At 66.1% G+C, this 23,489-nt stretch carries 22 protein-coding genes; 15 read left to right on the top strand and 7 right to left on the bottom strand.

The genetic code is table 11. The features are described from left to right. Nucleotides 1–3 precede the first annotated feature (3 nt). Both KHO22_RS12595 and KHO22_RS12590 read right to left on the bottom strand, forming a co-directional pair. Nucleotides 4–996, bottom strand: a complete 993-nt coding sequence (locus KHO22_RS12595; RefSeq protein ID WP_211947469.1) for a Bug family tripartite tricarboxylate transporter substrate binding protein — start codon at nucleotides 994–996, stop codon at nucleotides 4–6. A gap of 206 nt (nucleotides 997–1,202) precedes the next feature. Continuing rightward, nucleotides 1,203–2,297 carry a porin gene (locus tag KHO22_RS12590; RefSeq protein ID WP_211947468.1) on the bottom strand — a complete coding sequence of 365 codons (1,095 nt, stop codon included), beginning with the start codon at nucleotides 2,295–2,297 and terminating at the stop codon, nucleotides 1,203–1,205. Nucleotides 2,298–2,849: 552 nt separating this feature from the next. Here KHO22_RS12590 and KHO22_RS12585 point away from each other — a divergent pair. The 13 genes from KHO22_RS12585 (at nucleotide 2,850) to KHO22_RS12525 (ending at nucleotide 16,060) form a co-directional block, all read left to right on the top strand. Next, entirely contained in the window at nucleotides 2,850–3,695 is an 846-nt protein-coding gene (locus tag KHO22_RS12585) for an alpha/beta fold hydrolase (protein ID WP_230426859.1), read from the top strand. A gap of 196 nt (nucleotides 3,696–3,891) precedes the next feature. Continuing rightward, nucleotides 3,892–4,212 carry a recombinase-like helix-turn-helix domain-containing protein gene (locus KHO22_RS12580; RefSeq protein WP_230426858.1) on the top strand — a complete coding sequence of 107 codons (321 nt, stop codon included), beginning with the start codon at nucleotides 3,892–3,894 and terminating at the stop codon, nucleotides 4,210–4,212. A gap of 46 nt (nucleotides 4,213–4,258) precedes the next feature. Further along, the gene (locus tag KHO22_RS12575) at nucleotides 4,259–5,326 is read left to right on the top strand and encodes an aromatic ring-hydroxylating dioxygenase subunit alpha (RefSeq protein WP_211947466.1); all 1,068 of its coding nucleotides are present in this window, start codon (nucleotides 4,259–4,261) and stop codon (nucleotides 5,324–5,326) included. Then, nucleotides 5,319–6,089, top strand: a complete 771-nt coding sequence (locus KHO22_RS12570; protein ID WP_211947465.1) for an SDR family oxidoreductase — start codon at nucleotides 5,319–5,321, stop codon at nucleotides 6,087–6,089. Before KHO22_RS12575 ends, KHO22_RS12570 begins: the two co-directional genes overlap by 8 nt. A gap of 32 nt (nucleotides 6,090–6,121) precedes the next feature. Beyond that, nucleotides 6,122–6,658 (top strand): cupin domain-containing protein, encoded by a 537-nt coding sequence (locus KHO22_RS12565; RefSeq protein ID WP_211947464.1) that lies wholly within the window; start codon nucleotides 6,122–6,124, stop codon nucleotides 6,656–6,658. Between the two features lie 46 nt (nucleotides 6,659–6,704). Continuing rightward, nucleotides 6,705–7,571 carry an IclR family transcriptional regulator gene (locus tag KHO22_RS12560; protein WP_211947463.1) on the top strand — a complete coding sequence of 289 codons (867 nt, stop codon included), beginning with the start codon at nucleotides 6,705–6,707 and terminating at the stop codon, nucleotides 7,569–7,571. A gap of 5 nt (nucleotides 7,572–7,576) precedes the next feature. After that, on the top strand, nucleotides 7,577–8,380 hold the full coding sequence (locus KHO22_RS12555) for an SDR family oxidoreductase (protein ID WP_211947462.1): 804 nt from the start codon (nucleotides 7,577–7,579) through the stop codon (nucleotides 8,378–8,380). Next, on the top strand, nucleotides 8,373–10,097 hold the full coding sequence (locus KHO22_RS12550; RefSeq protein ID WP_211947461.1) for a thiamine pyrophosphate-binding protein: 1,725 nt from the start codon (nucleotides 8,373–8,375) through the stop codon (nucleotides 10,095–10,097). The genes KHO22_RS12555 and KHO22_RS12550 overlap by 8 nt, the downstream gene beginning before the upstream one ends. A 12-nt stretch (nucleotides 10,098–10,109) precedes the next feature. Then, nucleotides 10,110–10,913, top strand: coding sequence for an aspartate dehydrogenase (locus tag KHO22_RS12545; protein WP_211947460.1), 804 nt, complete (start codon nucleotides 10,110–10,112; stop codon nucleotides 10,911–10,913). 41 nt (nucleotides 10,914–10,954) lie between these two features. Continuing rightward, complete coding sequence (locus tag KHO22_RS12540; protein WP_211947459.1) at nucleotides 10,955–12,430, top strand: aldehyde dehydrogenase; 1,476 nt, start codon at nucleotides 10,955–10,957, stop codon at nucleotides 12,428–12,430. Nucleotides 12,431–12,452: 22 nt separating this feature from the next. Next, a complete protein-coding gene (locus KHO22_RS12535; RefSeq protein WP_211947458.1) occupies nucleotides 12,453–13,427 on the top strand; it encodes a VOC family protein in 975 nt (324 codons plus the stop codon). 76 nt (nucleotides 13,428–13,503) lie between these two features. Further along, nucleotides 13,504–14,460: a PDR/VanB family oxidoreductase gene (locus KHO22_RS12530; RefSeq protein WP_211947457.1), complete on the top strand. Its 957-nt coding sequence runs from the start codon at nucleotides 13,504–13,506 to the stop codon at nucleotides 14,458–14,460. Nucleotides 14,461–14,632: 172 nt separating this feature from the next. Then, nucleotides 14,633–16,060 (top strand): MFS transporter, encoded by a 1,428-nt coding sequence (locus KHO22_RS12525; protein WP_211947652.1) that lies wholly within the window; start codon nucleotides 14,633–14,635, stop codon nucleotides 16,058–16,060. A 79-nt stretch (nucleotides 16,061–16,139) separates the two neighbouring features. Here KHO22_RS12525 and katG read toward each other — a convergent pair whose 3' ends face one another. From katG to KHO22_RS12510, 3 genes are all read right to left on the bottom strand, one after another. Further along, nucleotides 16,140–18,392: a catalase/peroxidase HPI gene (gene katG, locus KHO22_RS12520; RefSeq protein ID WP_230426857.1), complete on the bottom strand. Its 2,253-nt coding sequence runs from the start codon at nucleotides 18,390–18,392 to the stop codon at nucleotides 16,140–16,142. Nucleotide 18,393: 1 nt separating this feature from the next. Continuing rightward, nucleotides 18,394–18,552: a hypothetical protein gene (locus tag KHO22_RS12515; protein ID WP_211947456.1), complete on the bottom strand. Its 159-nt coding sequence runs from the start codon at nucleotides 18,550–18,552 to the stop codon at nucleotides 18,394–18,396. 124 nt (nucleotides 18,553–18,676) lie between these two features. Beyond that, complete coding sequence (locus KHO22_RS12510) at nucleotides 18,677–20,260, bottom strand: isocitrate lyase (RefSeq protein ID WP_211947455.1); 1,584 nt, start codon at nucleotides 20,258–20,260, stop codon at nucleotides 18,677–18,679. Nucleotides 20,261–20,751: 491 nt separating this feature from the next. On the opposite strand from KHO22_RS12510, the gene KHO22_RS12505 reads away from it, so the two are divergent. Both KHO22_RS12505 and KHO22_RS12500 read left to right on the top strand, forming a co-directional pair. Next, on the top strand, nucleotides 20,752–21,804 hold the full coding sequence (locus KHO22_RS12505) for a ribonuclease Z (RefSeq protein ID WP_211947454.1): 1,053 nt from the start codon (nucleotides 20,752–20,754) through the stop codon (nucleotides 21,802–21,804). Between the two features lie 212 nt (nucleotides 21,805–22,016). Then, nucleotides 22,017–22,547, top strand: coding sequence for a VOC family protein (locus KHO22_RS12500; protein WP_230426856.1), 531 nt, complete (start codon nucleotides 22,017–22,019; stop codon nucleotides 22,545–22,547). 57 nt (nucleotides 22,548–22,604) lie between these two features. Here KHO22_RS12500 and KHO22_RS12495 read toward each other — a convergent pair whose 3' ends face one another. Then, nucleotides 22,605–23,030, bottom strand: a complete 426-nt coding sequence (locus KHO22_RS12495) for a methyltransferase family protein (protein WP_230426855.1) — start codon at nucleotides 23,028–23,030, stop codon at nucleotides 22,605–22,607. A gap of 22 nt (nucleotides 23,031–23,052) precedes the next feature. Continuing rightward, nucleotides 23,053–23,484 carry an anthrone oxygenase family protein gene (locus KHO22_RS12490; protein WP_211947453.1) on the bottom strand — a complete coding sequence of 144 codons (432 nt, stop codon included), beginning with the start codon at nucleotides 23,482–23,484 and terminating at the stop codon, nucleotides 23,053–23,055. Nucleotides 23,485–23,489 lie beyond the last annotated feature (5 nt).

Below are 23,489 nucleotides of genomic sequence, written 5' to 3'. Positions count from 1 at the left end.
CGCTCAGTCGGCCTGGATATTGAACTCCTTGACGATCTTCGTGTAGCGCGCCGTGTCCGCCGCCAGCAGCTTCTGCAGCACGGCAGGCTCGCCGCCGGCCGGGGTGACGGCAATGGTCGCCATGCGCGAGACCACGTCGGGCATCTTCAGGATCTCGTTGATGTGCCCGTTGAGGGTGCGCACGAGTTCCGGCGACATGCCCTTTGGCCCCAGCAGCGCCTGCCAGGCGCCGATCTCCACGTCCTTGTAGCCTTGCTCGGCCAGCGTCGGGACATTGGGGGCGAACGGCGAGCGCTTCTGGTCGGCCACCCCGATGGGGACCAGGCTGCCGTTGCCGACATACTGGGCCACGGCGCCGTAGGTGACGAAGGTCACCGGCACCTGCCCGCCGAGCACGTCGACGATGGCCGGGGCCAGGCCGCGGTAAGGCACCTGGCTGATCTTCACGCCGGCGGACTTGTTGAACAGTTCGCCCATGATGTGCATCGGCGAGCCGTTGCCCGGCGTGGCATAGGTTTCCACCTTGCCTGCCTTGGCGCGCGCGACCAGGTCGCTGACCTTGGTGATGCCGGTGCCCTTGTTCACCACCACGAACAGCGATTGCGTGCCGATCTGCGTGATCGGCGTGAAGTCGCGCTGTACGTCGTAGCTGGCGCCCGTGCCCGGCTTGAGCACCAGCGGCGCGATGGCGACGGTGTTCGGCGCCAGCAGCAGCGTGTAGCCGTCCGGGTTGGCGCGCGACACGTAGGCGCTGCCGATGGTGCCGGCCGCGCCGGTGCGGTTCTCGACCACGATCGATTGCTTCAGGCGCGGCGCCAGTTTCTCGGCGAACAGGCGGGCCAGCACATCGACGTCGCCGCCGGCGGGGTAGGCGACCACGATCGTGATCGGCTTGCTGGGGTAGGCGCCCTGGGCCAGGGCCGTGCCGCCGGCGAACATGGCGGCGGCACCGGCTGCGATGATGGTTGCAAGGACTTTGCGGCGTGCAGACTTCATGGTGGACCTCTGAAAACTGGGGTCCGGCGCATCAGGCATGCGCGCGGACGGTGGCAGGTGAGTGCTTCAGGGCAGCCGCGGGCGCGTGCTGGCGTGGAGGCCAGGCCGGAAGCCGCGCGGACTGTGTCGTGCAGACGGATGTATCGCCTTGGAACGCGGCGGCCGGGATCGCGTCCGCCGCGTTGCGTACGTCTCTTGTACGTGCCTTAGAAGATGTGCTTGATGCCCAGCATCGTGCCGAACTGGTTCGCGCCCGGTTTCGGGTTGGAGCCCGGCGAGCCGCCGCTGACCGACGCGGCGAGCTGGCCGCCGTTGTCGATGAAGCCGGCGGTGGCGTACACCGACGTGCGCTTGCTGAACGCATACGTGCCGCGCAGCGCGTACAGCCACGCCTTGTTGTCGCTGCCGTGGTACTTCTGGTAGTACAACTGGCCGGCCAGGTTGACCGCGGGCGTGATGTCGTAGGACGCGCCGGCGTAGTACAGGTCGCTGATGCGGGTCGGGCTGCCGTCGTTGTCGCGGCGTAGCCAGCCGGCACCGAGCTTGGTGCGCGACAGGATCATGTAGCCGCCCACCGACAGGCGGTCGTCCTTCAGGTTGCTGTTGGTCAGGCCGGCGAACGCGCCCGGGCCGCCGCGCTGCGAGTCATAGGCGGTGTGCACGCCCCACCAGTCGGTCGCGTACTGCACCATGGCCGACCATTCGCGGCAGGCCTTCTTGTCGGCCGGGTTCTCGCCCGCGCAGTTGGTGCCGGCGGGGCTCGGGCCGGCATTGACCGCATCGCGGCCGAAGCTGTACGTGGCGCCGACCGTCAGGCCGCCAAAGGTGCCCTTGTACGAGATCGCGTTATCGGCACGCGTATTGGGCAGGTAGCTGTCCAGCGAACCCGAGCCGTAGACATTGGGGCCGAGGATGTCGCTGTCGAGCGTGGCCCAGAACAGCATGGTGTACTGGCGGCCGAACGAGATCTGGCCGTACTGGTTCGACAGGCCCACCAGCGCCTGGCGGCCGAACAGGCGGCCGCCCTGGTTGGCGCTGCCCGTGTCGGGCGCGAAGCCCGATTCCAGCACGAAGATGCTCTTCAGGCCGCCACCGAGGTCCTCGGTGCCGCGCAGGCCCCAGCGCGAGGGGACGGTCGCGGTGTTGTTGGGCACGCGCGTCAGGCCGTAGCCGTTGACGCCGACGTTGTTGACATACTCGACACCGGTATCGATCACGCCATACAGCGTGACCGAAGACTGTGCCGAGGCCAGCAGGGGGGAGGCTGCGAGCAGGCCCGCAGCGATTCGTGCAAGTTTCATCTACCGTTTCCTTCTTTGTTCCGTCTTCTAATCGTTCTGGCTCGTCTGTCCTGGGCGCTGGCTGCTGCAATTCTCTGCGGAAATGCGTTTTCAGCCGCTTTAACGTTTCATATATAAAACATCAAACAACCTAAGAAACGTTGAGCAAAATATAGCCGGGCTTTTCTCAAGCAGTGAGGAGGGTTATCCCTAGTGAGGCCGGCGAGCGACGCAGCCGCCCGGCCGAAGGCTGCACACGGTTCGTGCATGCGCGTGCGCTCGGCGGCGGCCGGGCTGTCGCGACGACTCCGCCGGCAGCCACCGCGTGCGGACAGGGAAGGCGCGCCAGTCAAGCCTTTGCGGACAGCTGCCCGGCCCTTGCCGCCGGCGGCGGCCCGATCGCGGTGCATGCACCGGCCCGGCGCCGCCGCATTGGGCTGGACGAGGGCCTGTCGTTAACCCTGATCCTCTTGCCTCAGGCCAGCTTCTATAGTCATAAGGTTTCATTTGCAAATCTACGTTTTATATATGGAACGAAATGACTATCAAGATTCAAGCCCTAGGTTGCGGGACATGCTGGCCGCGCTAGACAGCGGGTTTGCGGAGCGTGTCGCGCAGGTCGGGGATGGCGCGCAGGTCGCCTATCGGAGCGGCGGCAGCGCCGGGCCGGTGATCGTGCTGCTGCACGGCATCAGTTCCGGGGCGGCGTCATGGCTGCCCTGCGCCAGCCTGCTGGCCGCGCATGCGCGCGTGCTCGCATGGGATGCCCCGGGCTATGGCGATTCGTCGCCACTGGCGCAGGCGGGGCCGAAGGCCGCGGACTACGCGGCGCGCCTGCGGCAATGGCTGCGCGCGCTGGGCGTGCGCCCCGACCTGATCGTCGGCCATTCACTGGGCGCGCTGATGGCGGCGGCCTATGTGGCCGGCGCGGATAACGCCGGCCTGCCCGCGCAGTTGCTGCTGCTGAGCGTGGCACAGGGCTATGGCGCGCCGGGCAAGGAAGACAAGGCGCGTGAAGTCGCGCGGCAGCGGCTCGACGCGCTGGCATCGCTGGGCGTGGATGGTCTGGCCGAGCGCGGTCCCGGGCGGCTGCTGAGCGAAAGCGCCGACGAGGGCGCGCAGGCCTGGGTGCGCTGGAACATGCGGCGCCTGCGTCCGGATGGCTATCGCCAGGCCGTGGCCATGCTGTGCGGGGACGATATCGATGCCTACCTGGCAAAGCGTCCCACGGCTGTGCCCGTGCAGATTGCCTGCGGCAGCCGGGACATTGTCACGACGCCGGTAGCCTGCGGCATGCTGGCCGAGCGCTTCGGCCTGCCATTCGCGCCGGTGCCCGATGCCGGCCACGCGTGCTACATCGACCAGGCTTCCGCCACGGCCCGCCTGATTCGCGGCGCACTGCCAGCGGCTGTCCTCTAGTCCTCTTCGCCGGGGCGCGCCGCCCCGGCGGCACTTTCCGCGTATCGCGGGTTAACCCCAGTCAATTTTTGAACGATCGTTGTCTATAGTCGTACCTGTGTTCAATATCTAAACCAGCGTTTCATTAGTAAAACAAAACGCGACGTGACCGGAACCAGGCCACAGCGTGATGAAACCGGTCCCCAAGCAGGCAGACATGGAGAAAAGCGCAATGGATAGCCTCTCGTACAACCCCAACCTGGTGCCCTGGGAGCGTCCGGCTCCGAACAATGTCGCCGGCAAGGGCCGCATCGAACAGCCGGGCAAGGTTGCCAACATCGTCTGGCAGACCCGCGCCGACGCGGCTTCGGCGTACGAGAACGCACTGGGCGACGCGCTGGAAGCCGCGTTCGAAGGCGGTGCGCAAACGCCCGCCGACATCGTGCGCGCTTTCAATGCCACCACCTTCCTGTGCCTGGACGGCCAGGCCTGGACCGAAGAGCGCTTCCTGGCCGAAATGCGCCGGCTGGGCGCCTGAGCGCAGCCAGCCCGACCGACAAGCCCAGAGCCCGAACGAGAGAAACATGGAATCGAACAAGCAAGCCCGCGCCGAAGCCCGCCTGAACAGCGGCCTGCGCAACTACTGGTACCCGGTGGCCGCCTCGTGGGCGGTGACGCATGCCCCCATCGGCATCACCCGCCTGAGCCAGAACATCGTGCTGTGGCGCGACAACGCCGGCCAGGTGCACGCGCTGGAAGACCGCTGCCCGCACCGCGGCGCCCGCCTGTCGATGGGCTGGAACCTGGGCGACCGCGTGGCCTGCTGGTACCACGGCGTGGAAGTCGGCGGCGACGGCCAGGTCAAGAGCGTGCCGGCCGTAGACAGCTGCCCGCTGGAGGGCCGCACCTGCGTGCGCAGCTACCCGGTGCAGGAACAGGCCGGCGCGATCTTCCTGTGGTTCGGCGAGCAGGCCCCGCAGGAAGGCGAGGGCAGCCCCGACGTGCTGCGCCTGCCCGAAGAACTGGTCAGCGACGAACACAGCAACTTCCTGTGCGTGGCGCACTGGGACTGCAACTACCGCTACGCCATCGACAACGTCATGGACCCGATGCATGGCGCTTACCTGCACGCCGTGTCGCACTCGATGGCCTGCGGCGAGAAGTCGGCCGTGATGCAGATCCGCGAGACCGACCACGGCCTGATCTTCGAGAAGGTCGGCCAGCGCGGCGTGAACTTCGACTGGGTGGAATTCGGCGAGACCGGCACGCTGTGGCTGCGCCTGGCCATTCCTTACCGCGACAAGGTCGGCCCCGGCGGCCCGTTCGGCATCGTCGGCATGGCCACGCCGGTCGATGAAGATCACTGCATGGTGTTCTTCTGGCGCACCCGCCACGTGCAGGGCTGGCAGCGCGACGTCTGGCGCTTCCTGTACCGCAACCGCCTGGAGCAGCTGCACTGGGACGTGCTGGAGCAGGACCGCGTGGTGCTCGAATCGATGGCCCCGCAGGCGCGCGACCATGAAATGCTGTACCAGCACGATGCCGGCATCACGCGTGTGCGCCGCCTGCTGAAGCGCCGTGCCGAACAGGAAGTGGCCGACGAGCCGGTCGCCATGATCAAGCCTGCCGGTGGAGTGGCAAGCCATGCGTGAGACCACTAGCAACGCTCTGCTGGCGGGGCGCAAGGTGCTGGTCACCGGCGCCGCGCGCGGACTGGGCCTGGCCTTCGTCAAGTCGCTGGCCGAAGCCGGTGCCGCCGTGGCCATGGCCGACATCCTGGCCGAACGCCTGCAGCAGGAAGCCGAAGCGCTGCGTGCGCGCGGCTTCAAGGTGGTGGCGGTGCCGGTCGACCTGTCCGACCCCGCATCCATCCAGGCATGCGCCGACGCCGCCATCAAGGGCCTGGGCGGCCTGGATGGCCTGGTCAACAACGCCGCGGTGACCGATTCCGGCGGCCGCGATGCCAGCGCCATCGACATCGCCACCTGGGACCGCGTGATGAACGTCAACGTGCGCGGCACCTGGCTGATGACCACCGCCTGCCTGCCGGCCCTGAAGGCCAGCGGCCGCGGCGCGGTCATCAACCTGGCCTCCGACACGCCGCTGTGGGGCGCGCCCAACCTGCTGGCCTATGTGGCGAGCAAGAGCGCCATCATCGGCATGACCCGTTCGCTGGCGCGCGAACTGGGCCGCGACCAGATCACCGTCAACGCGGTGGCGCCAGGCCTGACGCTGGTGGAGGCGACCGAATACGTGCCGCAGCACCGGCACGACCTGTATCGCGAGCAGCGCGCCATCCAGCGCGAGCAACTGCCCGACGATGTCTGCGGCGCGGTGCTGTTTGCGCTGTCCGATCTCGCCCGCTTCGTGACCGGCCAGACGCTGGCGGTCAACGGCGGTTTTGTCATGCACTGATCCACTGATCCACAGAAACAGAAGGAATCCAAATGAGCGACCTGTCTCAACCAGCCAACATCAAGCGTTCGTGGGAACAACCGGAAGACGCTTCGTTCGACCAGTGGATGGAAAGCCGCGTGGCGCGCTTCTCCACGCGCAAGTACGACTGGGATGCGCTGAAGTTCCAGGCCGACTACGACCCGAAGTACCGCCGTGCGCAGATGCGCTACCTGGGTACCGGCGGCACCGGCGTCGCCGCCGACACCAACACCGTGCCTTCGGAAAACTTCACGTTCTCGACCATGATCATCCCGGCCGGCCATGAAGGCCCGTCGCATATCCACACCGACGTGGAAGAGGTGTTCTTCGTCATGCGCGGCAAGATCAAGCTGATCCTGGAAAAGGACGGCGAGCGCTTCGAGACCGTCCTGACCGACCGCGACCTGGTCTCGGTGCCGCCCGGTGTGTACCGCGAGGAAATCAACATCGGCGATGAAGATGCGCTGATGTGCGTGATGCTGGGCGCCAGGCAGCCCATCACGCCGACGTACCCGCCCGAGCACCCGCTGTCGAAGATCAAGCGCTGATGCGCGCGCCCGCCCGCACGCCGCGCCATCCACAGGTACCCAGGCCATGACCGCCCTGCAATCCGCCACCGCCACAGTCACGGAAGGCGCCGCCGCCGAGTTCCCGGACAAGTACATCGTCCCGGGCCTCGAGCGCGGCCTGCGCCTGCTCGGCGAGTTCAACAGCAAGGACCGCGCGATCTCGGCGGCCGAGCTGGCGCGGCGCCTGCAGGTGCCGCGCTCGACGGTGTTCCGCCTGCTGACCACGCTGGAGATGCTCGGCTTTGTGGAGCGCGCCGACGGCGGCCGGGACTTCCGCCTGGGCATGGCCGTGCTGCGGCTGGGCTTCGAATACCTGGCATCGCTGGAGCTGACCGAGCTGGGCCGCCCCTTGCTGGAGCGCCTGCGCGACGAGATCGCCTATCCGTGCAGCCTGGTGGTGCGCGACGGCCGCTCGATCGTGTACGTGGCCAAGGCGGTATCGCCGCGCCCGTTCGCCAGCACCGTGAACGTGGGCACCCGGCTGCCGGCGCATGCGACCGTGCTCGGCCGCGTGCTGCTCGAAGACCTGTCTCTCGACGAGCTGCGCGCACTGTACCCGGAGCCGCGGCTCGAAGCCTTCTCCGAGCGCACGCCGGCCAGCGTGGAAGCGCTGTACGAACTCGTGCAGCACGATCGCGAGCGCGGCTACGTGCTGCACGAGGGTTTTTTCGAAGCGAGCATCTCCACCATCGCCGCACCGGTGCGCGACCGCACCCGCAAGGTGGTGGCGGCGCTGGGCGCGACCATTCCGGCCGCGCACATCGATCCGGCGCAGCTCGACACCATGGTGGAAAGAGTGAGGGACGCCGCGGGCGAGCTGTCGCGCCTGCTGGACTACCGGCCGTCGTCCAGAGGCACTGGCGGCAAGGTCGTGAATCTGTATCGGGAGTGAGGACAATGTCCATGATTGAACTCGACGGCAAGGTTGCCGTCGTCACAGGCGGGTCCTCCGGCATCGGGCTGGCGACCGTCGAACTGCTGCTCGAAGCGGGCGCCGCCGTGGCCATGTGCGGCCGCGACGAAGCGCGCCTGCGCCGCGCCGAAGCGCAGCTGCGCGAGACCTTCCCCGGCTGCCGGCTCCATGCCGCCACCTGCGACGTGCTCAAGCCCGAACAGGTCGCCGCCTTCGCCGCCAGCGTGCAGGCCACGCTCGGCAACGTCGACATGCTGGTCAACAACGCCGGCCAGGGCCGCGTCTCGACCTTCGCGAACACCGAGGACGCAGCGTGGATGGAGGAGCTGCAGCTCAAGTTCTTCTCGGTGATCCACCCGACGCGCGCGTTCCTGCCGCAGCTCGAGCAATCGGGGCAGGGCGCCGTGGTCTGCGTCAACTCGCTGCTCGCGCAGCAGCCCGAGCCGCACATGGTCGCCACGTCGGCCGCGCGTGCCGGCGTGCTGAACCTGGTGCGCTCCATGGCCACCGAATTCGCGCCCAAGGGTGTGCGCGTCAACGGCATCCTGATCGGGCTGGTCGAGTCGGGCCAGTGGCGCCGCCGCTTCGAGGCACGCCCCGAAGCAGACAAAGACCTGGACTGGGCCGCGTGGACCGCGCGCCTGGCCCGACAGAAACATATTCCGCTCGGCCGCCTGGGCCTGCCCGTCGAGGCAGCCCGCGCCATCCTGTTCCTTGCCTCGCCGTTGTCTTCGTACACCACGGGCAGCCATCTTGATATTTCCGGAGGACACTCCCGTCATGCCTAATCAGCAACAGTATGAACAACAGCAGGTCACCGTGGGCTGCGCCATCACGGCCTTTCTCGAACAGTGCGGCGTCAAGGCTGCCTTTGGCGTGATCTCGATCCACAACATGCCGATCCTCGACGCCATGGGCGAGCGCGGCAACATCCGCTTCGTGCCGGCACGCGGCGAAGCGGGCGGCACCAATATGGCCGACGCCTGCGCCCGCACCACGGGCGGCCTGGGCGTGTGCCTGACCAGCACCGGCACCGCCGCCGGCAACGCCGCGGGCGCCATGGTCGAAGCCCTGACCGCCGGCACGCCGATGCTGCACATCACCGGCCAGATCGAAACGCCGTACCTGGACCAGAGCCTCGCGTACATCCACGAGGCCCCGGACCAGCTCACCATGCTGAAGGCCGTGTCCAAGGCCGCCTTCCGCGTGCGCAGCGCCGACACCGCGATCAGCACGATCAAGCTGGCCGTGCAGACTGCGCTGACCGCGCCGACCGGCCCGGTCAGCGTGGAGATCCCCATCGATATCCAGGCCGCGCTGATCGACATGCCGGCCGACCTCAAGCCGCTGCCGGTGCCGCAGCACCAGCCGTCGGCCCATGCGCTGGACGCGCTGGCCGAGCGCCTGGCCAAGGCCAGACGCCCGATGCTGTGGCTGGGCGGCGGCGCGCGCCACGCCAGCAAGCAGGTCAAGCGCCTGCTCGACCTGGGCTTCGGCGTGGTCACCAGCACCCAGGGCCGCGGCATCGTCGCGGAAGACGATCCGCGCTCGCTGGGCGCCTACAACCTGCACAAGCCGGTCGAGCAGTTCTACCAGAGCTGCGACGCCATGCTGGTGGTCGGCTCGCGCCTGCGCGGCAATGAAACGCTCAAGTACGAACTGAAGCTGCCGCGTCCGCTGCTGCGCATCGACGCCGATCCGGCGTCCGAAGGCCGCTGCTACCAGAGCGACTACTTTGTCAGCGGCGACGCCGCGCTGGCGCTGGACGCGCTGGCCGACCGCCTGGCAGGCCGCATGCAGATCGACCCGGCCTTCGCCGGCGACCTGCGCCGTGCGCACGACACCGCGGTGAACGCGCTGGTCGATGGCCTGGGACCGTACTCGGCACTGGTGCAGGCGCTGCAGCAGGCCGTGGGCCGCAACTTCAACTGGGTGCGCGACGTGACCGTGTCGAACAGCACCTGGGGCAATCGCCACCTGCAGATCTTCGACTCGCGTGCCGGGGTGCATGCGCTGGGCGGCGGCATCGGCCAGGGCCTGGCGATGGGCATCGGCGCCGCTGTCGGCGCGGCTGCCACGGCTTCGGGCAAGAAGACCTTCACCCTGGCCGGCGACGGCGGCTTCATCCTGAACCTCGGCGAACTGGCCACGGCCGTGCAGGAACGCGCCGACATGGTCATCGTGCTGATGAACGACAAGGGCTATGGCGTGATCAAGAACATCCAGGACGCGCAGTACGGCGGCCGCCGCCACTATGTCGACCTGCACACGCCGGACTATGCGCAGCTGTGCCAGTCGCTGTCGCTGCGCCACCGCCGCGTCAGCAGCCTGGACGACGTCGGCGCCGCCCTGCAGGAAGCCACGGCCGAGACCGGTCCGTTCCTGCTGGAAATCGACATGCTGTCGATCGGCAGCTTCAAGACCGTGTTCGCCGGCCCGCCGGTGAACAAGCAGGCGCCGATTGCCAGCCCGGCAACGACCGCCACGACCGCCACAACCGCCTGAAGGGAGATGTCCATGCTGCATGTGTCCATGGTGGGATGTGGCGCGATCGGCCGCGGCGTGCTGGAGCTGCTGAAGTCGGATCCGGATGTCGCGTTCGACGTGGTGATCGTGCCGGAAGGCCAGATGGACGAGGCACGCGGCGCGCTGTCGGCGCTGGCGCCCAATGTCCGCGTGGCGACGTGCCTGGCCGACGGCCAGCGCCCCGACCTGCTGGTCGAGTGCGCGGGCCACCACGCGCTGGAAGAGCACATCGTGCCGGCGCTGGAGCGTGGCATCCCGTGCATGGTGGTGTCGGTCGGTGCGCTGTCCGAGCCGGGCCTGGTCGAGCGGCTGGAAGCTGCCGCGCGCCGTGGCAACACGCAGGTGCAGCTGCTGTCCGGCGCGATCGGCGCGATCGACGCGCTGGCCGCGGCACGCGTGGGCGGCCTTGACGAGGTCATCTACACCGGCCGCAAGCCGGCGCGCGCCTGGAGCGGCACGCCGGCCGCCGAGCTGTTCGACCTCGACGCCCTGACCGAACCCACGGTGATCTTCGAAGGCAGCGCGCGCGACGCGGCCCGCCTGTATCCGAAGAACGCCAACGTGGCGGCCACGGTGTCGCTGGCCGGCCTCGGCCTGGACCGCACTTCGGTGCGGCTGCTGGCCGACCCCGACGCCGTGGAAAACGTCCACCACGTCGAAGCGCGCGGCGCGTTCGGCGGCTTCGAGCTGACCATGCGCGGCAAGCCGCTCGCGGCCAATCCCAAGACTTCGGCGCTGACGGTGTTCAGCGTGGTGCGCGCACTGGGCAACCGCGCGCACGCGGTATCGATCTAGCAGGCAGCGGCCGGCCCCCACAGACCAAGCAGGCAACGACAATGAAGACGCAAGAAGTACTCCCCATCTGTATCGCAGGCGAATGGCGCCTGGGGACCGGCGACCGCTACGCGACGCGCTATCCGGCTACCGGTGAAGTGGTGGCCGAACTCAACGCCGCCAGCCTGGCGGACGTCGAAGAAGCCGTGCAGGGCGCGCAGCGCGCGTTCGAGACCAGCGGCTGGGCCCGGCGCAAGCCGCATGAGCGCGCCGCCGTGCTGCACCGCGTGGCGGAGCTGATCCGCGCGCAGTCCGAGCCGCTCGCGCAGCGCCAGCGCCTGGACAACGGCAAGCCCATCAGTGAAACGCGCGCGCTGGTCGCCAGCGCCGCCAGCACCTTCCAGTTCTTCGCCGCGGCCTGCGAGACGCTGGAAGAGAGCATCACCCCGCAGCGCGGCGAATGCCTGACCATGAGCGTGTACGAGCCCATGGGCGTGGTGGCCGCCATTACGCCGTGGAACTCGCCCATCGCCAGCGAAGCGCAGAAGATGGCGCCCGCACTGGCCGCCGGCAACGCCGTGGTGGTCAAGCCCGCCGAAGTGACGCCGCTGATGGCGCTGGAACTGGCGCGCATCTGCGAGGAAGCCGGCGTGCCCAGGGGCCTGATCAGCGTGCTGCCGGGCAAGGGCTCGGTGATCGGTGACGCCATCACCAAGCATCCGCTGGTGCGCCGCGTGTCGTTCACGGGCGGCACCACGACCGGCAAGCACATCGCGCATATCGCCGCCGACAAGATGATGCCGGTGTCGCTCGAACTGGGCGGCAAGTCGCCGACCATGGTGTTCGACGATGCCGACCTCGACCACGCGGTGAACGGCGTGCTGTACGGCATCTTCAGCTCGTCGGGCGAATCGTGCATCGCGGGTTCGCGCCTGTTCGTGGCGCGCTCGCAGTACGAGCCCTTCATGGAGCGCCTGGCTGCCGGCGCCGCGCACCTGCGCGTGGGCGACCCGGCCGATGAACGCACCCAGATGGGACCGCTGATCACTGATCGCCACCGCGATTCGATCGAGTCCTATGTCGCCATGGGCGTGCAGGACGGCGGCCAGCTTCGCACCGGCGGCCTGCGCCCGGACGTGGCGGGGCTGCCCAACGGCTACTTCTATACGCCGACCATCATCGAAGGCCTGGACAACCAGGCGCGCATCGCCCGGGAAGAGATCTTCGGGCCGGTGCTGGTGGCCATCCCGTTCGATGACGAGGATGACCTGATCGAACAGGCCAACGACAGCGTCTACGCACTGGCGGCTGGCATCTGGACCCGCGACTACAAGCGCGCCTGGCGCGTGGCACGGGCCGTGCAGGCCGGCAACGTCTGGATCAACACCTACAAGCAGTTTTCCATTTCCGCGCCGTTCGGTGGCTGGCGCGACAGCGGCCTCGGGCGCGAGAAGGGAAGGCTGGGCATCCTGCAGTACATGGAGCAGAAGAGTGTGTACTGGGGCCTGAACGAACAACCGCTGCCGTGGGCCAACTGAGCCCGGCACGCTGGAGAGAACCATGATCAAGGTATTGGGAATCGACGAAATCGTCTACGGCGCGGATGACTTTGATGCCTGCCGCGGCTTTTTCGGCGACTGGGGCCTGACCATCAAGCGCGACGAAGCGCAGGGCCTCGATTTCGAAACGCTCAACGGCTGCCGCGTGCTGGTGCGCCGCATCGACGACGCCACGCTGCCGCCCGCCATCGAGGCCGGCCCGACGCTGCGCGAGGTGGTGTGGGGCGTGGCATCGCAGGCTTCGCTGGACCACATCGCCGACGCGATTGCCGATGCACCCGGCTTCTTGCGCCAGGGCGAGGGCAGCACCCTGCGTATCGGCTGCACCGACCCGAACGGACTGGCCGTGCGCTTCCAGGTCACGCGCAAGCATGAGGTGGAGGTCGAATGCGCGCTGATGAACACCTGGAATGACAAGCCGCGCCTGAACCAGCGCAGCCCGATCTACGAACGCGCCATTCCCATCGAAGTCGGCCATGTCGTGTTCTTCGTGAAGGACGTGAAGGCCACCGAGCGCTTCTACGTCGAGAAGTTCGGCTTCGTGCCGTCCGACCGCTACCCGGACCGCGGCGCCTTTCTGCGCTGCGCAGCCGAGGGCGGCCACCACGATCTGTTCCTGCTGCAGCTGCCGGAACCGAAGGCCGGCATCAACCACGTGGCGTTCACCGTGCGCGACCTGCACGAAGTCTTCGGCGGCGGCATGCACATGTCGCGCAAGGGCTGGGACACGCAGCTCGGCCCGGGCCGCCACCCGATCTCGTCGGCTTACTTCTGGTACTTCAAGAATCCGGCCGGCGGCCTGATCGAGTACTACGCCGACGAAGACCAGCTCGACGAGCACTGGGAGCCGCGCGCGTTCGAGCCGGGACCGACCATGTTCGCCGAGTGGGCGATCGAGGGCGGCATCGACGGCAACACCCGCCGCCAGAAGAACGCCGGTGGTCCGGCAGGCAAGTTCCTGACCGAGAAGCGCTGAACCCCGGCGCACGACCAGGCAAGTCAGCACCGCGTCCGCGTTACCCGCGCGCGCGATGGAAACAGAAGGAAGAGACATGAGTGCCCACAAGACCCTGACGATGCGAGTCCAGGCCATGCGCTACGAAGCGCGTGGCATTGTCAGCCTCGAGCTGCAAGATCCCGACGGGGCCGCGTTGCCCGAATACGGTCCGGGCGCCCATATCGACCTGCACCTCGGCAACGGCCTGGTGCGCAGCTACTCGCTGTGCGGAGCACCGGAAATCCGCGACCGCTACACCGTGGGCGTGCTGCTGGACCGCAACAGCCGCGGTGGCTCGCGCTACGTGCACGAGCAACTGCGCGTGGGTGCCACGCTGACCATCGGCGCGCCGCGCAACAACTTCGAGCTCGATGAAAGCGCCGCGCATACCGTGCTGGTGGCCGGCGGCATCGGCGTCACGCCGATCGTCTGCATGGCGCGCCGGCTGGCCGAACTGGGCCGTCCGTTCACGTTGCTGTACTGCGCCCGCACGCGCGCCGAAGCAGCGTTCGCCGAATCGCTCTCGGCCTACGGCGACGCCGTGCGCTTCCACTTCGACGATGAAGCGGGCGCACCGCCCGACCTCAAGGCCATGCTGGCCGGGCAGGATGGGCAGACGCATCTCTACTGCTGCGGCCCGGGCCCGATGCTCAATGCCTTCGAAGCCGCGTGCGAGGCGCACGGCTATCCGAACGTCCATATCGAGCGCTTCGCCGCCGATCCGTCGACCGAGGCGGTGCAGGAAGGCGAGTACGTGGTCCAGTTGTCGCGCACCGGCTCGCTCGTCAAGGTGCCGTCGGGCAAGTCGCTGCTCGATGCCCTGCTCGATGCCGGGCTGGATGTCGAGCACAGCTGCCGCGAAGGCGTGTGCGGATCCTGCGAGACCGCCGTGCTGGAAGGCTGCCCCGACCACCGCGACAGCGTGCTCAGCAACAGCGAGCGCGCGTCCAACAAGACCATGATGGTCTGTGTGTCCGGTTGCAAGGGCAGCCGGCTGGTGCTGGACCTGTAGGTCCGCGCGCCCGACGGCGGGGCCTGCCGGCCTCGCCGGCGCTTCACCGTGCGCCTGCGAGCGCAACCGATGCCCTTCGTGCCGCGGCGCGATGGCTGACTGCCCCCGAAAGCATTAGAAGAGAAGCACCGTGCTGATACAGAGACAAGACCCCGCGTCCTCCGGCGCGCAGATGGCGGCCAGCGCCAGTATCGTGACCGCGGCCGAAGGGGCCGCCGGCATTGCCGACAGCCGCAGCGCCAGCGCCGCGGGCGGTATCACACGGGGCAACATCATCGCCCGTATCGAGCGCATGCCGGGCAATGCCATGCATATCCGCGCCCGCTTGCTGATCGGCCTGGCGACGTTCTTCGATGGCTTCGATGTCATCGCCATCGCCACCACGCTGCCGCTGCTGATCGCCAAGTGGTCGCTCACGCCGGGCCAGATCGGCTTCCTGATCGCGGCGCCGTCCGTGGGGCAGCTCGTCGGCGCGCTGGTGTTCCCGGCGCTGGCCGAGCGCTTTGGCCGGCTGCGCTCGATCGGCTGGAGCGCGGGCATCATCGGCCTGATGAGCCTTGCCTGCGGCTTCGCGCCGTCGTTCGAGATCTTCGCGCTGCTGCGCATCGTGCAGGGGCTGGGCCTCGGTGGCGAGTTGCCGGTGGCGGCCACCTACATCAACGAAGTCACGCGCGCGCATGGCCGCGGCCGTTTCGTGCTGCTGTACGAAGTGGTGTTCCCGATCGGCCTGATGGTGTCCAACGGCATTGGCGCCTGGCTGGTGCCGCACTACGGCTGGGAGGTGATGTACTTCCTCGGCGGCGTGCCGCTGGTACTGTTCTTCATCCTGCGCCGCGTGGTTCCGGAGTCGCCGCGCTGGCTGGCGGAGAAGGGCCGCATGGCGGAAGCCGACGGCGCACTGCGCGCGTTCGAAGCGCGCGCTCGTACGCCGCTGCCGCCGCCCGGCGATACCAGCGCCTTTGATGCCATGACGCACCATCCGCGTCGCCGGGTACGTGACCTGGTCGGCAAGGCCTACCTCGGCCGCACGCTGGCGGTGTGGATGCTGTGGGCGACCTGCGGGTTCATCCAGTATGGTTTGTCCACATGGCTGCCGACGGTCTACAAGACCGTGTATCACGCGCCGCTGCAGCTCGCGCTGAACCTTGCCGCCGGTGCCTCCGTTCTGGGCGTGGTGGGTTCCCTGGTTTGCGCGATGATCGTCGACAAGGTCGGCCGCAAGCCGGTCATCAATGTGTCGTTCCTGCTGTGCGCACTGTCGCTGGTGCTGGCCGGGGTGTTCCACGCGTCGACCGTCTATGTCGTGGCGACCTTGTGCGCGCTGGCCATGGGCTTCCTGGCCAGCGGATTCATCACGGCGTACGTCTATACGCCGGAGCTGTACCCCACCAGCGTGCGCGCCATGGGCTGCGGCCTTGGCGGCGCGTGGCTCAAGCTGGCGGCCATCTTCGCGCCTTCGCTCATCGCCGGCACCATCGGCAGTGGCAATCTCAGCGGTGCGTTCCTTGCGCTGGCCGTGGTGCCGTTCCTGGCGGCGCTTACAGTGCATTTCCTGGGGATCGAAACCAAGGGCCAGGTGCTCGAGGAACTCGAGGTTTGAGGTTCGCTGCTTCGCCGGGAAGCGCGGGCGACCGTTGAGAGGTGCGCCCGCGCTTGCTTCAGCGTGTCGTCACGCGTGCTCAGGGCGTGGCCGCAACCGCGCGTCGGCCGTCTCCACGGCCGAGCAGGTCAAAGCGATCGAGATTCATGACCTTGTTCCACGCCGCCACGAAGTCGCGCACGAATCTCTCCTTCCCGTCGTCGCACGCGTAGACCTCGGCCAGTGCGCGCAATTGGGAATGCGCCCCGAAGACGAGGTCGGCAGCCGTCGCGGTCCACCTGGTCTTCCCCGTCGTGCGATCACTGCCCTCGTAGACGTTCTTGTCCGAGGCGGAAGGTCGCCAGGCGATGCCGGTGTCGAGCAGGTTCACGAAGAAGTCGTTGCTCAACGTGCCCGGTTTGTCGGTGAACACGCCATGCTTCGATTGTCCGTGGTTTGCACCGAGCATGCGCATGCCGCCGACGAGAGCCGTCATCTGGGGCGCGGTCAGCTTCAGGAGATTGGCCCGGTCCAGCAGACGTGTCTCCGGCGACAGGGGATCTTCCGCCCGGAAATAGTTGCGGAATCCGTCGCCGACCGGTTCGAGCACATCGAAGATGTTCTCATCCGTCTGTTCCTGCGAGGTATCGGTGCGGCCCGGCGCGAACGGGACGCTGATGTTGTATCCCGCTTTTCTGGCCGCTTCCTCGACGGCGGCGCACCCGCCGAGCACAATCAGATCGGCAAGCGAAACCTTCTTGCCGCCGGACTGCGCGCTGTTGAAGTCTTTCTGGATGCGATCGAGGGCTGTCAGAACCTTTGCCAGCCGCGGCGGCTCGTTGGACTCCCAATCCTTTTGCGGCGCCAGGCGAATCCGCGCGCCGTTGGCACCGCCACGTTTATCGGTGCCACGGAAGCTGGCCGCAGCACCCCAGGCGGTGGAAACCAGCTCAGGGACGGACAAGCCGGCGTCGAGGATCGTGCGCTTGAGGGCGACGATATCCTGTTCGCTGACCAGCTCGTGATCGACGGGTGGTACGGGGTCTTGCCAGAGCTGCGCCTCCGGCACCCAGGGACCCAGATAGCGTGAGCGGGGACCCATGTCGCGGTGAAGCAGCTTGAACCAGGCTTTGGCAAACGCGTCCTCTAGCTGGTCCGGGTTGTCGCGGAAGCGCTGCGCAATCGGCCCGTAAATCGGATCCATGCGCAGCGACAGGTCTGTCGTCAGCATCCTCGGCGCGTGCCGCCTGGACGCGTCGTGTGCATCGGGCACAGTGTCGTTTGCCTCGGGATTCTTGGGCTTCCACTGCTTCGCGCCCGCAGGGCTCGTGGTCAGCTCCCACTCATACTTGAACAGGTTCTCCAGGAACCCGTTGTCCCATGTGGTCGGATTGTTGGTCCATGCGCCTTCAAGCCCGCTGGTAATCGCGTCGGAACCCTTGCCGCTGCCGAACTTGTTCTTCCAGCCCAGGCCTTGCTCCTCGACCGCGGCGCCCTCTGGTTCCGGGCCGACATTCCCCGCCGCCGGCGCGGCACCATGCGTCTTGCCGACCGTGTGGCCGCCAACGATGAGCGCAACGGTTTCTTCATCGTTCATGGCCATGCGGGCAAACGTTTCGCGGATGTCCTTGGCCGCGGCGAGCGGATCGGGGTTGCCGCCCGGTCCCTCGGGATTGACGTAGATCAGGCCCATCTGCACGTTGGCGAGCGGCTTGGCAAGTTCGCGCTCGCCGCTGTAGCGCTCGTCCCCCAGCCAGGTGTCCTCCGGACCCCAGAAAATGTCTTCGGGCTCCCAGACGTCAGGCCGGCCAAAACCGAAGCCGAAGGTCTTGAAGCCCATCGACTCGTAAGCCACATTCCCAGCCAGGATGAGCAGATCGGCCCAGGAGACCTTCTGGCCATACTTTTTCTTGAGAGGCCAGAGCAGCCGGCGTGCCTTGTCGAGATTGGCGTTGTCCGGCCAGCTGTTCAGCGGCGCAAACCGCTGCTGGCCCTCGCCGCCGCCGCCGCGGCCATCGGCGATGCGATACGTGCCGGCGGCATGCCAGGTCATGCGGATGAACAAGGGCCCGTAGTGTCCGTAGTCGGCCGGCCACCAGTCCTGGGATGTGGTCATGAGCTTGATGAGATCCTGCTTCAGCGCGTCGACATCAAGACTCCGGAACTGTTCGGCATAGTCGAACTCCTCTTCCAACGGGCAGGACAGGTGCGAGTGCGTGTGAAGTACCGAGAGATCCAGTTGATTCGGCCACCAATCCTTGTTCCTCCTCGGCCGGCTGGTCTTTGGCGTCGGGGCGGGTATGGCAGGGCTCTCGCTTTCGCTAGCGCTTCCAGTGTGTTGCTTGTCAGGCATATCATCCTCCAGGGAGCAGTGGCACATTTTTGACGTGACACTTCCTTGGAGTAGTTTGTGCCAGCAGGAAATCAAGCCCCGCCAGTTGAAATTTAGCAATCAAGGCGATAGGGGAAAGCAATGGGTTCATCGCCAAAACGGCGCGCAGAATCAGCCGCATGTTTCCGCGTGCTGGATACCGCACGAGTTCACTGCCGGCCGGGCGTGAGTGTTGCGAGTACGACGCACATAAAAAAACGCCAACCCGTCATGGGTTGGCGTTTTGCCTTGGGCTGTAGCCAGTATCAGAACTGGTTCATGGTGTTGTCTTTACCTGCTGCCTTCAGGGCCGCTTCGCCGCTGAAATACTCCTTGTGGTCGTCGCCGATGTCGGAGCCGGACATGTTCTGGTGCTTGACGCAGGCGATGCCCTGACGGATTTCCTTGCGCTGCACGCCAGCCACATAACCCAGCATGCCTTGCTCGCCGAAGTATTCCTTGGCCAGGTTGTCGGTCGACAGTGCTGCGGTGTGGTAGGTCGGCAGCGTGATCAGGTGGTGGAAGATACCGGCTTCGCGGGCCGCGTCGGCCTGGAAGGTGCGGATCTTTTCATCGGCGGCGGCCGCCAGTTCGGTCTGATCGTATTCCACGCTCATCAGCTGGGCGCGGTCGTAGGCCGACACATCCTTGCCCGCGGCCTTCATCGCGTCATACGCCTGCTGGCGGAAGTTCAGGGTCCAGTTGAACGACGGGCTGTTGTTGTACACCAGCTTGGCATTCGGGATGACCTTGCGAATCTCGCGGACCATGCCGGCGATCTGCTCGATATGCGGCTTTTCGGTTTCGATCCACAGCAGGTCAGCACCGTTCTGCAGCGAGGTAATGCTGTCCAGCACGCAACGCGCTTCGCCCGTGCCGGCGCGGAACTGGAACAGGTTGCTGGGCAGGCGCTTGGGACGCAGCAGCTTGCCGTCGCGCTTGATGACAACGTCACCATTGCCGAGTGCGTCGGCCGAGATTTCGTCGCAATCGAGGAAGGAGTTGTATTGGTCGCCCAGGTCGCCCGGCGTGTGGGTCACGGCGATCTGCTTGGTCAGGCCGGCGCCCAGCGAGTCGGTACGGGTCACGATGACACCGTCGTCCACACCCAGTTCCAGGAAGGCGTAACGGACGGCGCGGACCTTGGCCAGGAAGTCCTCGTGCGGCACGGTGACCTTGCCGTCCTGGTGGCCGCACTGCTTCTCGTCGGACACCTGGTTTTCGATCTGGATGCAGCAGGCGCCGGCTTCGATGAACTGCTTGGCCAGCAGGTAGGTGGCCTCGGCGTTGCCGAAGCCCGCGTCGATGTCGGCGATGATGGGCACCACGTGGGTGACGTGATTGTCGATCTTGGCCTGGATGGCGGCCTTGGCGGCAGCGTCCTTGGCGGCGTCCAGCTCGCGGAACAGGCCGCCCAGTTCACGGGCATCGGCCTGGCGCAGGAAGGTGTACAGCTCGCGGATCAGCGCGCTCACCGAGGTCTTTTCGTGCATCGACTGGTCCGGCAGCGGGCCGAACTCGGAGCGCAGCGCGGCCACCATCCAGCCCGACAGGTACAGGTAGCGGCGGTCGGTGCTGTTGAAGTGCTTCTTGATGGAGATCATCTTCTGCTGGCCGATGAAGCCGTGCCAGCAGCCCAGCGACTGGGTGTACTTGGACGGGTCGGCATCGTAGGCGGCCATGTCGGCGCGCATGATCTTGGCGGTGTACTTGGCGATGTCCAGGCCCGTCTTGAACCTGTTCTGGGCACGCATGCGGGCGGCATACTCGGGGTTGATCGCATTCCACGCGCTGCCGTGGTTCTCTTTCAAAGCCGCAACTGCCTTGATGTCGTCTTGATACTGGGCCATGTGAATTTCCTAAGGGTAAGGCGCGTTTGAAGAAATGGTTGAGTGTGCCGCCACGGATGTCGAAGCAAGCAGCGTGGAGTTATTGTAGGGCGGTTTTGATGCGTCGCGGCAAGGTCTTATATAAGACATAAGAGTTAGTTTATCTTTATTTTTCAATAGCTTACGCGACAGATTTTGCGATGTGGAACACGCTTTCAGGAAACGGAAAGTATCTCCGGGGAAATTCGAAGTAAATTCCGCAATGTGAAACGTGCTTTCAGTTGTCGGAGATAGAGGCGAGTGCGGCTGGCCGGGCAACGATAGCTCGCGGGATTTTGCGGACATCTGTCGGCGAACAGTGACATGTGCCGGTGCAGCAGCAACCCGTGGCTGCCATTCCTGCTCGACACGTCCTTGGCGGGGCTGGAATCGGCGCATAGGATGTCGAAGTCGAGTTCCTGGCATAGCCTGGGAACGGGAGGACTAACGATGTTCATGGGGCCGTGACCGTCATGCGTCACTTGCTGGAAGCCCGCCTCGTCAACGATGTCTTTGGCGATCCTGGACTGTTCGTAGATTTCCTGGACGAACGGCGCGCGATGCTGTTCGACTTGGGCGATATCACCGGACTGATGCCGCGCGAGCTGATGCGGGTGTCACATGTGTTCGTCACGCATGCGCACATGGATCATTTTTCCGGCTTCGACCACCTGCTGCGCGTGCTGCTCGGGCGCAAGGACCGTATCGTGCTGTACGGCGGGCCGGGATTCCTCGCGCAGGTCGGGCACAAGCTGCAGGGCTATACGTGGAATGTGGTCCATCGCTACGCGGTCGATCTGACGATTGAAGCGGCCGAACTCGGCCTGGACTGGCAGCGGCGCAGCGCCTGCTTTTCCAGCCGGCACGGCTTTGCAAGGCAGGGGGAGGTGCTGACGGGGGGCACCGGCGACATCGTCCACGAGGAGTCGACCTTCCGGGTGCGCGCGTGCTTCGTCGATCATGGAACGCCTTGCCTGGCCTACCTGGTGGAAGAGAAGGCACGGCCCGGTCTCAACAAGGAGCGGCTGGTCGCGTCAGGCCTGACCACAGGAGCCTGGCTGCGCGAGCTGAAGCACGCCGTCCTGACCGGCGCGCCCGACGATGCGCCGATTCTTGTGCAGTGGCGCGACCGCGAGGGCGATCACGCGACGACGCGGCAGGTTGGCGAGCTGAGCCGGCTGATCCTTGACGTCGGACCTGGCCGGCGTATCGGCTATGTCACCGACCTGCGCTACTCGGACGAGAACGTGCAAGCGTTGTCGCAATTCATGCAGGACGTCGACGAGTTGTTCATCGAGAGCGTGTTTCTGGATCAGGACAGCGCTCACGGTCTGCGCAAGAACCATTTGACCGCGGCCCAGGCCGGCCGGATCGCCCGCTGCATCGGTGCCCGCGAGGTAACCCCCTTTCATTTCTCGCCACGCTATGAGGGTCGCGCCGCCGAGCTGGCAGCCGAAATACGGGCTGCGTGGGCCGGGGATGCGCACACCAGCTTCAGGCCGCGGCTGCCGGACCGGACGACGTAATGGCCATGGGGGTAGCGGGGTAAGGGCGTCTTAGGGGCAACACAAGGCATCGCCGCCAGCAGCGAAGTACTCATATCAGGAAACCTGTCCGCAGGCAGGCACGCACGCGCGATCTGGCCGGGAAAGTACGCTATCCAAAATTGGAGCAAACCAATCCAATTTGATCGTCTAGTGGGAGATGACTTCAACCACCATACTTGAGGCGTCGCACTGTGGCAGGCCGTTTCCGGACCACCGGCCAGATCGGCTTGCTTGTGAACACTACCCACGGATTGCGAGAGGAGGGTGAAATGCCTGATTCCACCAAGCCGCGCGCCATCGGCTTCAATCACATAGCGCTGGAAGTCGGCGATATCGAGGACGCGCTGGCGTTCTACGGCCGCATTTTCGACTTTCAGTTGCGCAGCAAGAGCAAGACGATGGCCTTCATCGATCTTGGCGACCAGTTCATCGCATTGCAGGCGGGACGCAAACAGCCAGCCGATGACGGCCGGCATTTCGGCCTCGTTGTCGATGACAAGGAGGCCGCGCGCGCCGCCCTCAAGGCGGCGGGGGTCAAGCCGCTCGATGGCCCGTTTCTGGATTTCCGTGACCCCTGGGGCAATCGCATCGAGATCGTGGGCTATGACAATGTCCAGTTCACCAAGGCTCCGAACGTTCTGCGTGGCATGGGCCTGACGCACTTGACGAAGAACGAGAGCGCGAAGAAGGAACTGGCGGAAAAAGGGATGGCGGCGAACTAGCATCCCGCGAGCAGGCTGGCAGTCTTTGCATTGCAGGCCCGATGGAGGCGTCATGCGTCACAGCCACCGGCGAACTTTCCCCTTGTATGCAACGTACTGCGCATCGAAGAGCGATGAAAGCATGCGCTCCTCGGGGGCGATCTGAAACCGGTTGATATAGAGCACGAACAGGGGCAGGAGCAGCAGAGCCAGCCAGTTTGACAAGTACACCGCCCACGCCAACAGGTACAGCAGCAGGCTCAGGTACATGGGATTGCGCGTGAAGCGAAACACCCCGTCCGTGACGAGCAACGACGCAGTATCGGGCCTGACCGGATTCATCGTGGTCTTCGCCCGCAGGAATGAAACCATGGCCGACACCCCGATCGCCGCGCCTGCGCAAGCCATGGCAACTGCGACACCTGCGCGAAGTCCGAACGGAACGGCAACCGGGGCGATCAACCTGGATGCCAGCCACATGAGCAAGCCAGTCAGCAGCGCCACGACTGGCGGCGGGATCTTCAGTTCAAGTGACGCCATTGCCGCCCAATTGCCATACGTCGATGACGGACGCGACAAGGCTCAATGCCGTGCGCACGCCATGCAGTCTGGCCCATTTCTGCAAGAGTTCCCGGGTCTCGACCGATGAAAGATCGCGATCTGACTCAAGAATTCTGTGGTTGGTGGGCATGACGACGAGAAACGTATACGGCACGACAGATCCGATCAGCAGCGCGGCAGCAAGGCACCAGAGACTGGCACCCGACAGCCATGCCAGCACTCCGCTCAGCAAGCTGATCAGTGCCAATGGTGCCTGCATGAGCGTGGCACGCCTGTAGCTGGGCGCCCACTGCTGCGCGGCGGACCTTGTCTCAAGCACCATTCTTGCGGGATGCTCGACCACATTCACATACAAGGCCGCCCCGGCGAAGAGCATCGCAGCGAATGCGGCAATCATCTGCA

Origin of the sequence: Cupriavidus yeoncheonensis, from assembly GCF_905397275.1 — a bacterium.
Taxonomy (GTDB): Bacteria; Pseudomonadota; Gammaproteobacteria; order Burkholderiales; family Burkholderiaceae; genus Cupriavidus; species Cupriavidus yeoncheonensis.
This window is presented reverse-complemented; position numbering and strand designations above follow the sequence as displayed.

Coding starts and splice junctions, on each gene's coding strand:
- KHO22_RS12560 (WP_211947463.1), top strand. CDS start 6,705: ATGACCGCCCTGCAATCCGCCACCGCCACAGTCACGGAAGGCGCCGCC.
- KHO22_RS12550 (WP_211947461.1), top strand. CDS start 8,373: ATGCCTAATCAGCAACAGTATGAACAACAGCAGGTCACCGTGGGCTGC.
- KHO22_RS12490 (WP_211947453.1), bottom strand. CDS start 23,484: ATGATTGCCGCATTCGCTGCGATGCTCTTCGCCGGGGCGGCCTTGTAT.
- KHO22_RS12540 (WP_211947459.1), top strand. CDS start 10,955: ATGAAGACGCAAGAAGTACTCCCCATCTGTATCGCAGGCGAATGGCGC.
- katG (WP_230426857.1), bottom strand. CDS start 18,392: ATGCCTGACAAGCAACACACTGGAAGCGCTAGCGAAAGCGAGAGCCCT.
- KHO22_RS12585 (WP_230426859.1), top strand. CDS start 2,850: ATGCTGGCCGCGCTAGACAGCGGGTTTGCGGAGCGTGTCGCGCAGGTC.
- KHO22_RS12545 (WP_211947460.1), top strand. CDS start 10,110: ATGCTGCATGTGTCCATGGTGGGATGTGGCGCGATCGGCCGCGGCGTG.
- KHO22_RS12565 (WP_211947464.1), top strand. CDS start 6,122: ATGAGCGACCTGTCTCAACCAGCCAACATCAAGCGTTCGTGGGAACAA.
- KHO22_RS12590 (WP_211947468.1), bottom strand. CDS start 2,297: ATGAAACTTGCACGAATCGCTGCGGGCCTGCTCGCAGCCTCCCCCCTG.
- KHO22_RS12575 (WP_211947466.1), top strand. CDS start 4,259: ATGGAATCGAACAAGCAAGCCCGCGCCGAAGCCCGCCTGAACAGCGGC.
- KHO22_RS12510 (WP_211947455.1), bottom strand. CDS start 20,260: ATGGCCCAGTATCAAGACGACATCAAGGCAGTTGCGGCTTTGAAAGAG.
- KHO22_RS12555 (WP_211947462.1), top strand. CDS start 7,577: ATGTCCATGATTGAACTCGACGGCAAGGTTGCCGTCGTCACAGGCGGG.
- KHO22_RS12535 (WP_211947458.1), top strand. CDS start 12,453: ATGATCAAGGTATTGGGAATCGACGAAATCGTCTACGGCGCGGATGAC.
- KHO22_RS12530 (WP_211947457.1), top strand. CDS start 13,504: ATGAGTGCCCACAAGACCCTGACGATGCGAGTCCAGGCCATGCGCTAC.
- KHO22_RS12580 (WP_230426858.1), top strand. CDS start 3,892: ATGGAGAAAAGCGCAATGGATAGCCTCTCGTACAACCCCAACCTGGTG.
- KHO22_RS12570 (WP_211947465.1), top strand. CDS start 5,319: ATGCGTGAGACCACTAGCAACGCTCTGCTGGCGGGGCGCAAGGTGCTG.
- KHO22_RS12505 (WP_211947454.1), top strand. CDS start 20,752: ATGCGTCACTTGCTGGAAGCCCGCCTCGTCAACGATGTCTTTGGCGAT.
- KHO22_RS12525 (WP_211947652.1), top strand. CDS start 14,633: ATGGCGGCCAGCGCCAGTATCGTGACCGCGGCCGAAGGGGCCGCCGGC.
- KHO22_RS12515 (WP_211947456.1), bottom strand. CDS start 18,552: ATGCGGCTGATTCTGCGCGCCGTTTTGGCGATGAACCCATTGCTTTCC.
- KHO22_RS12595 (WP_211947469.1), bottom strand. CDS start 996: ATGAAGTCTGCACGCCGCAAAGTCCTTGCAACCATCATCGCAGCCGGT.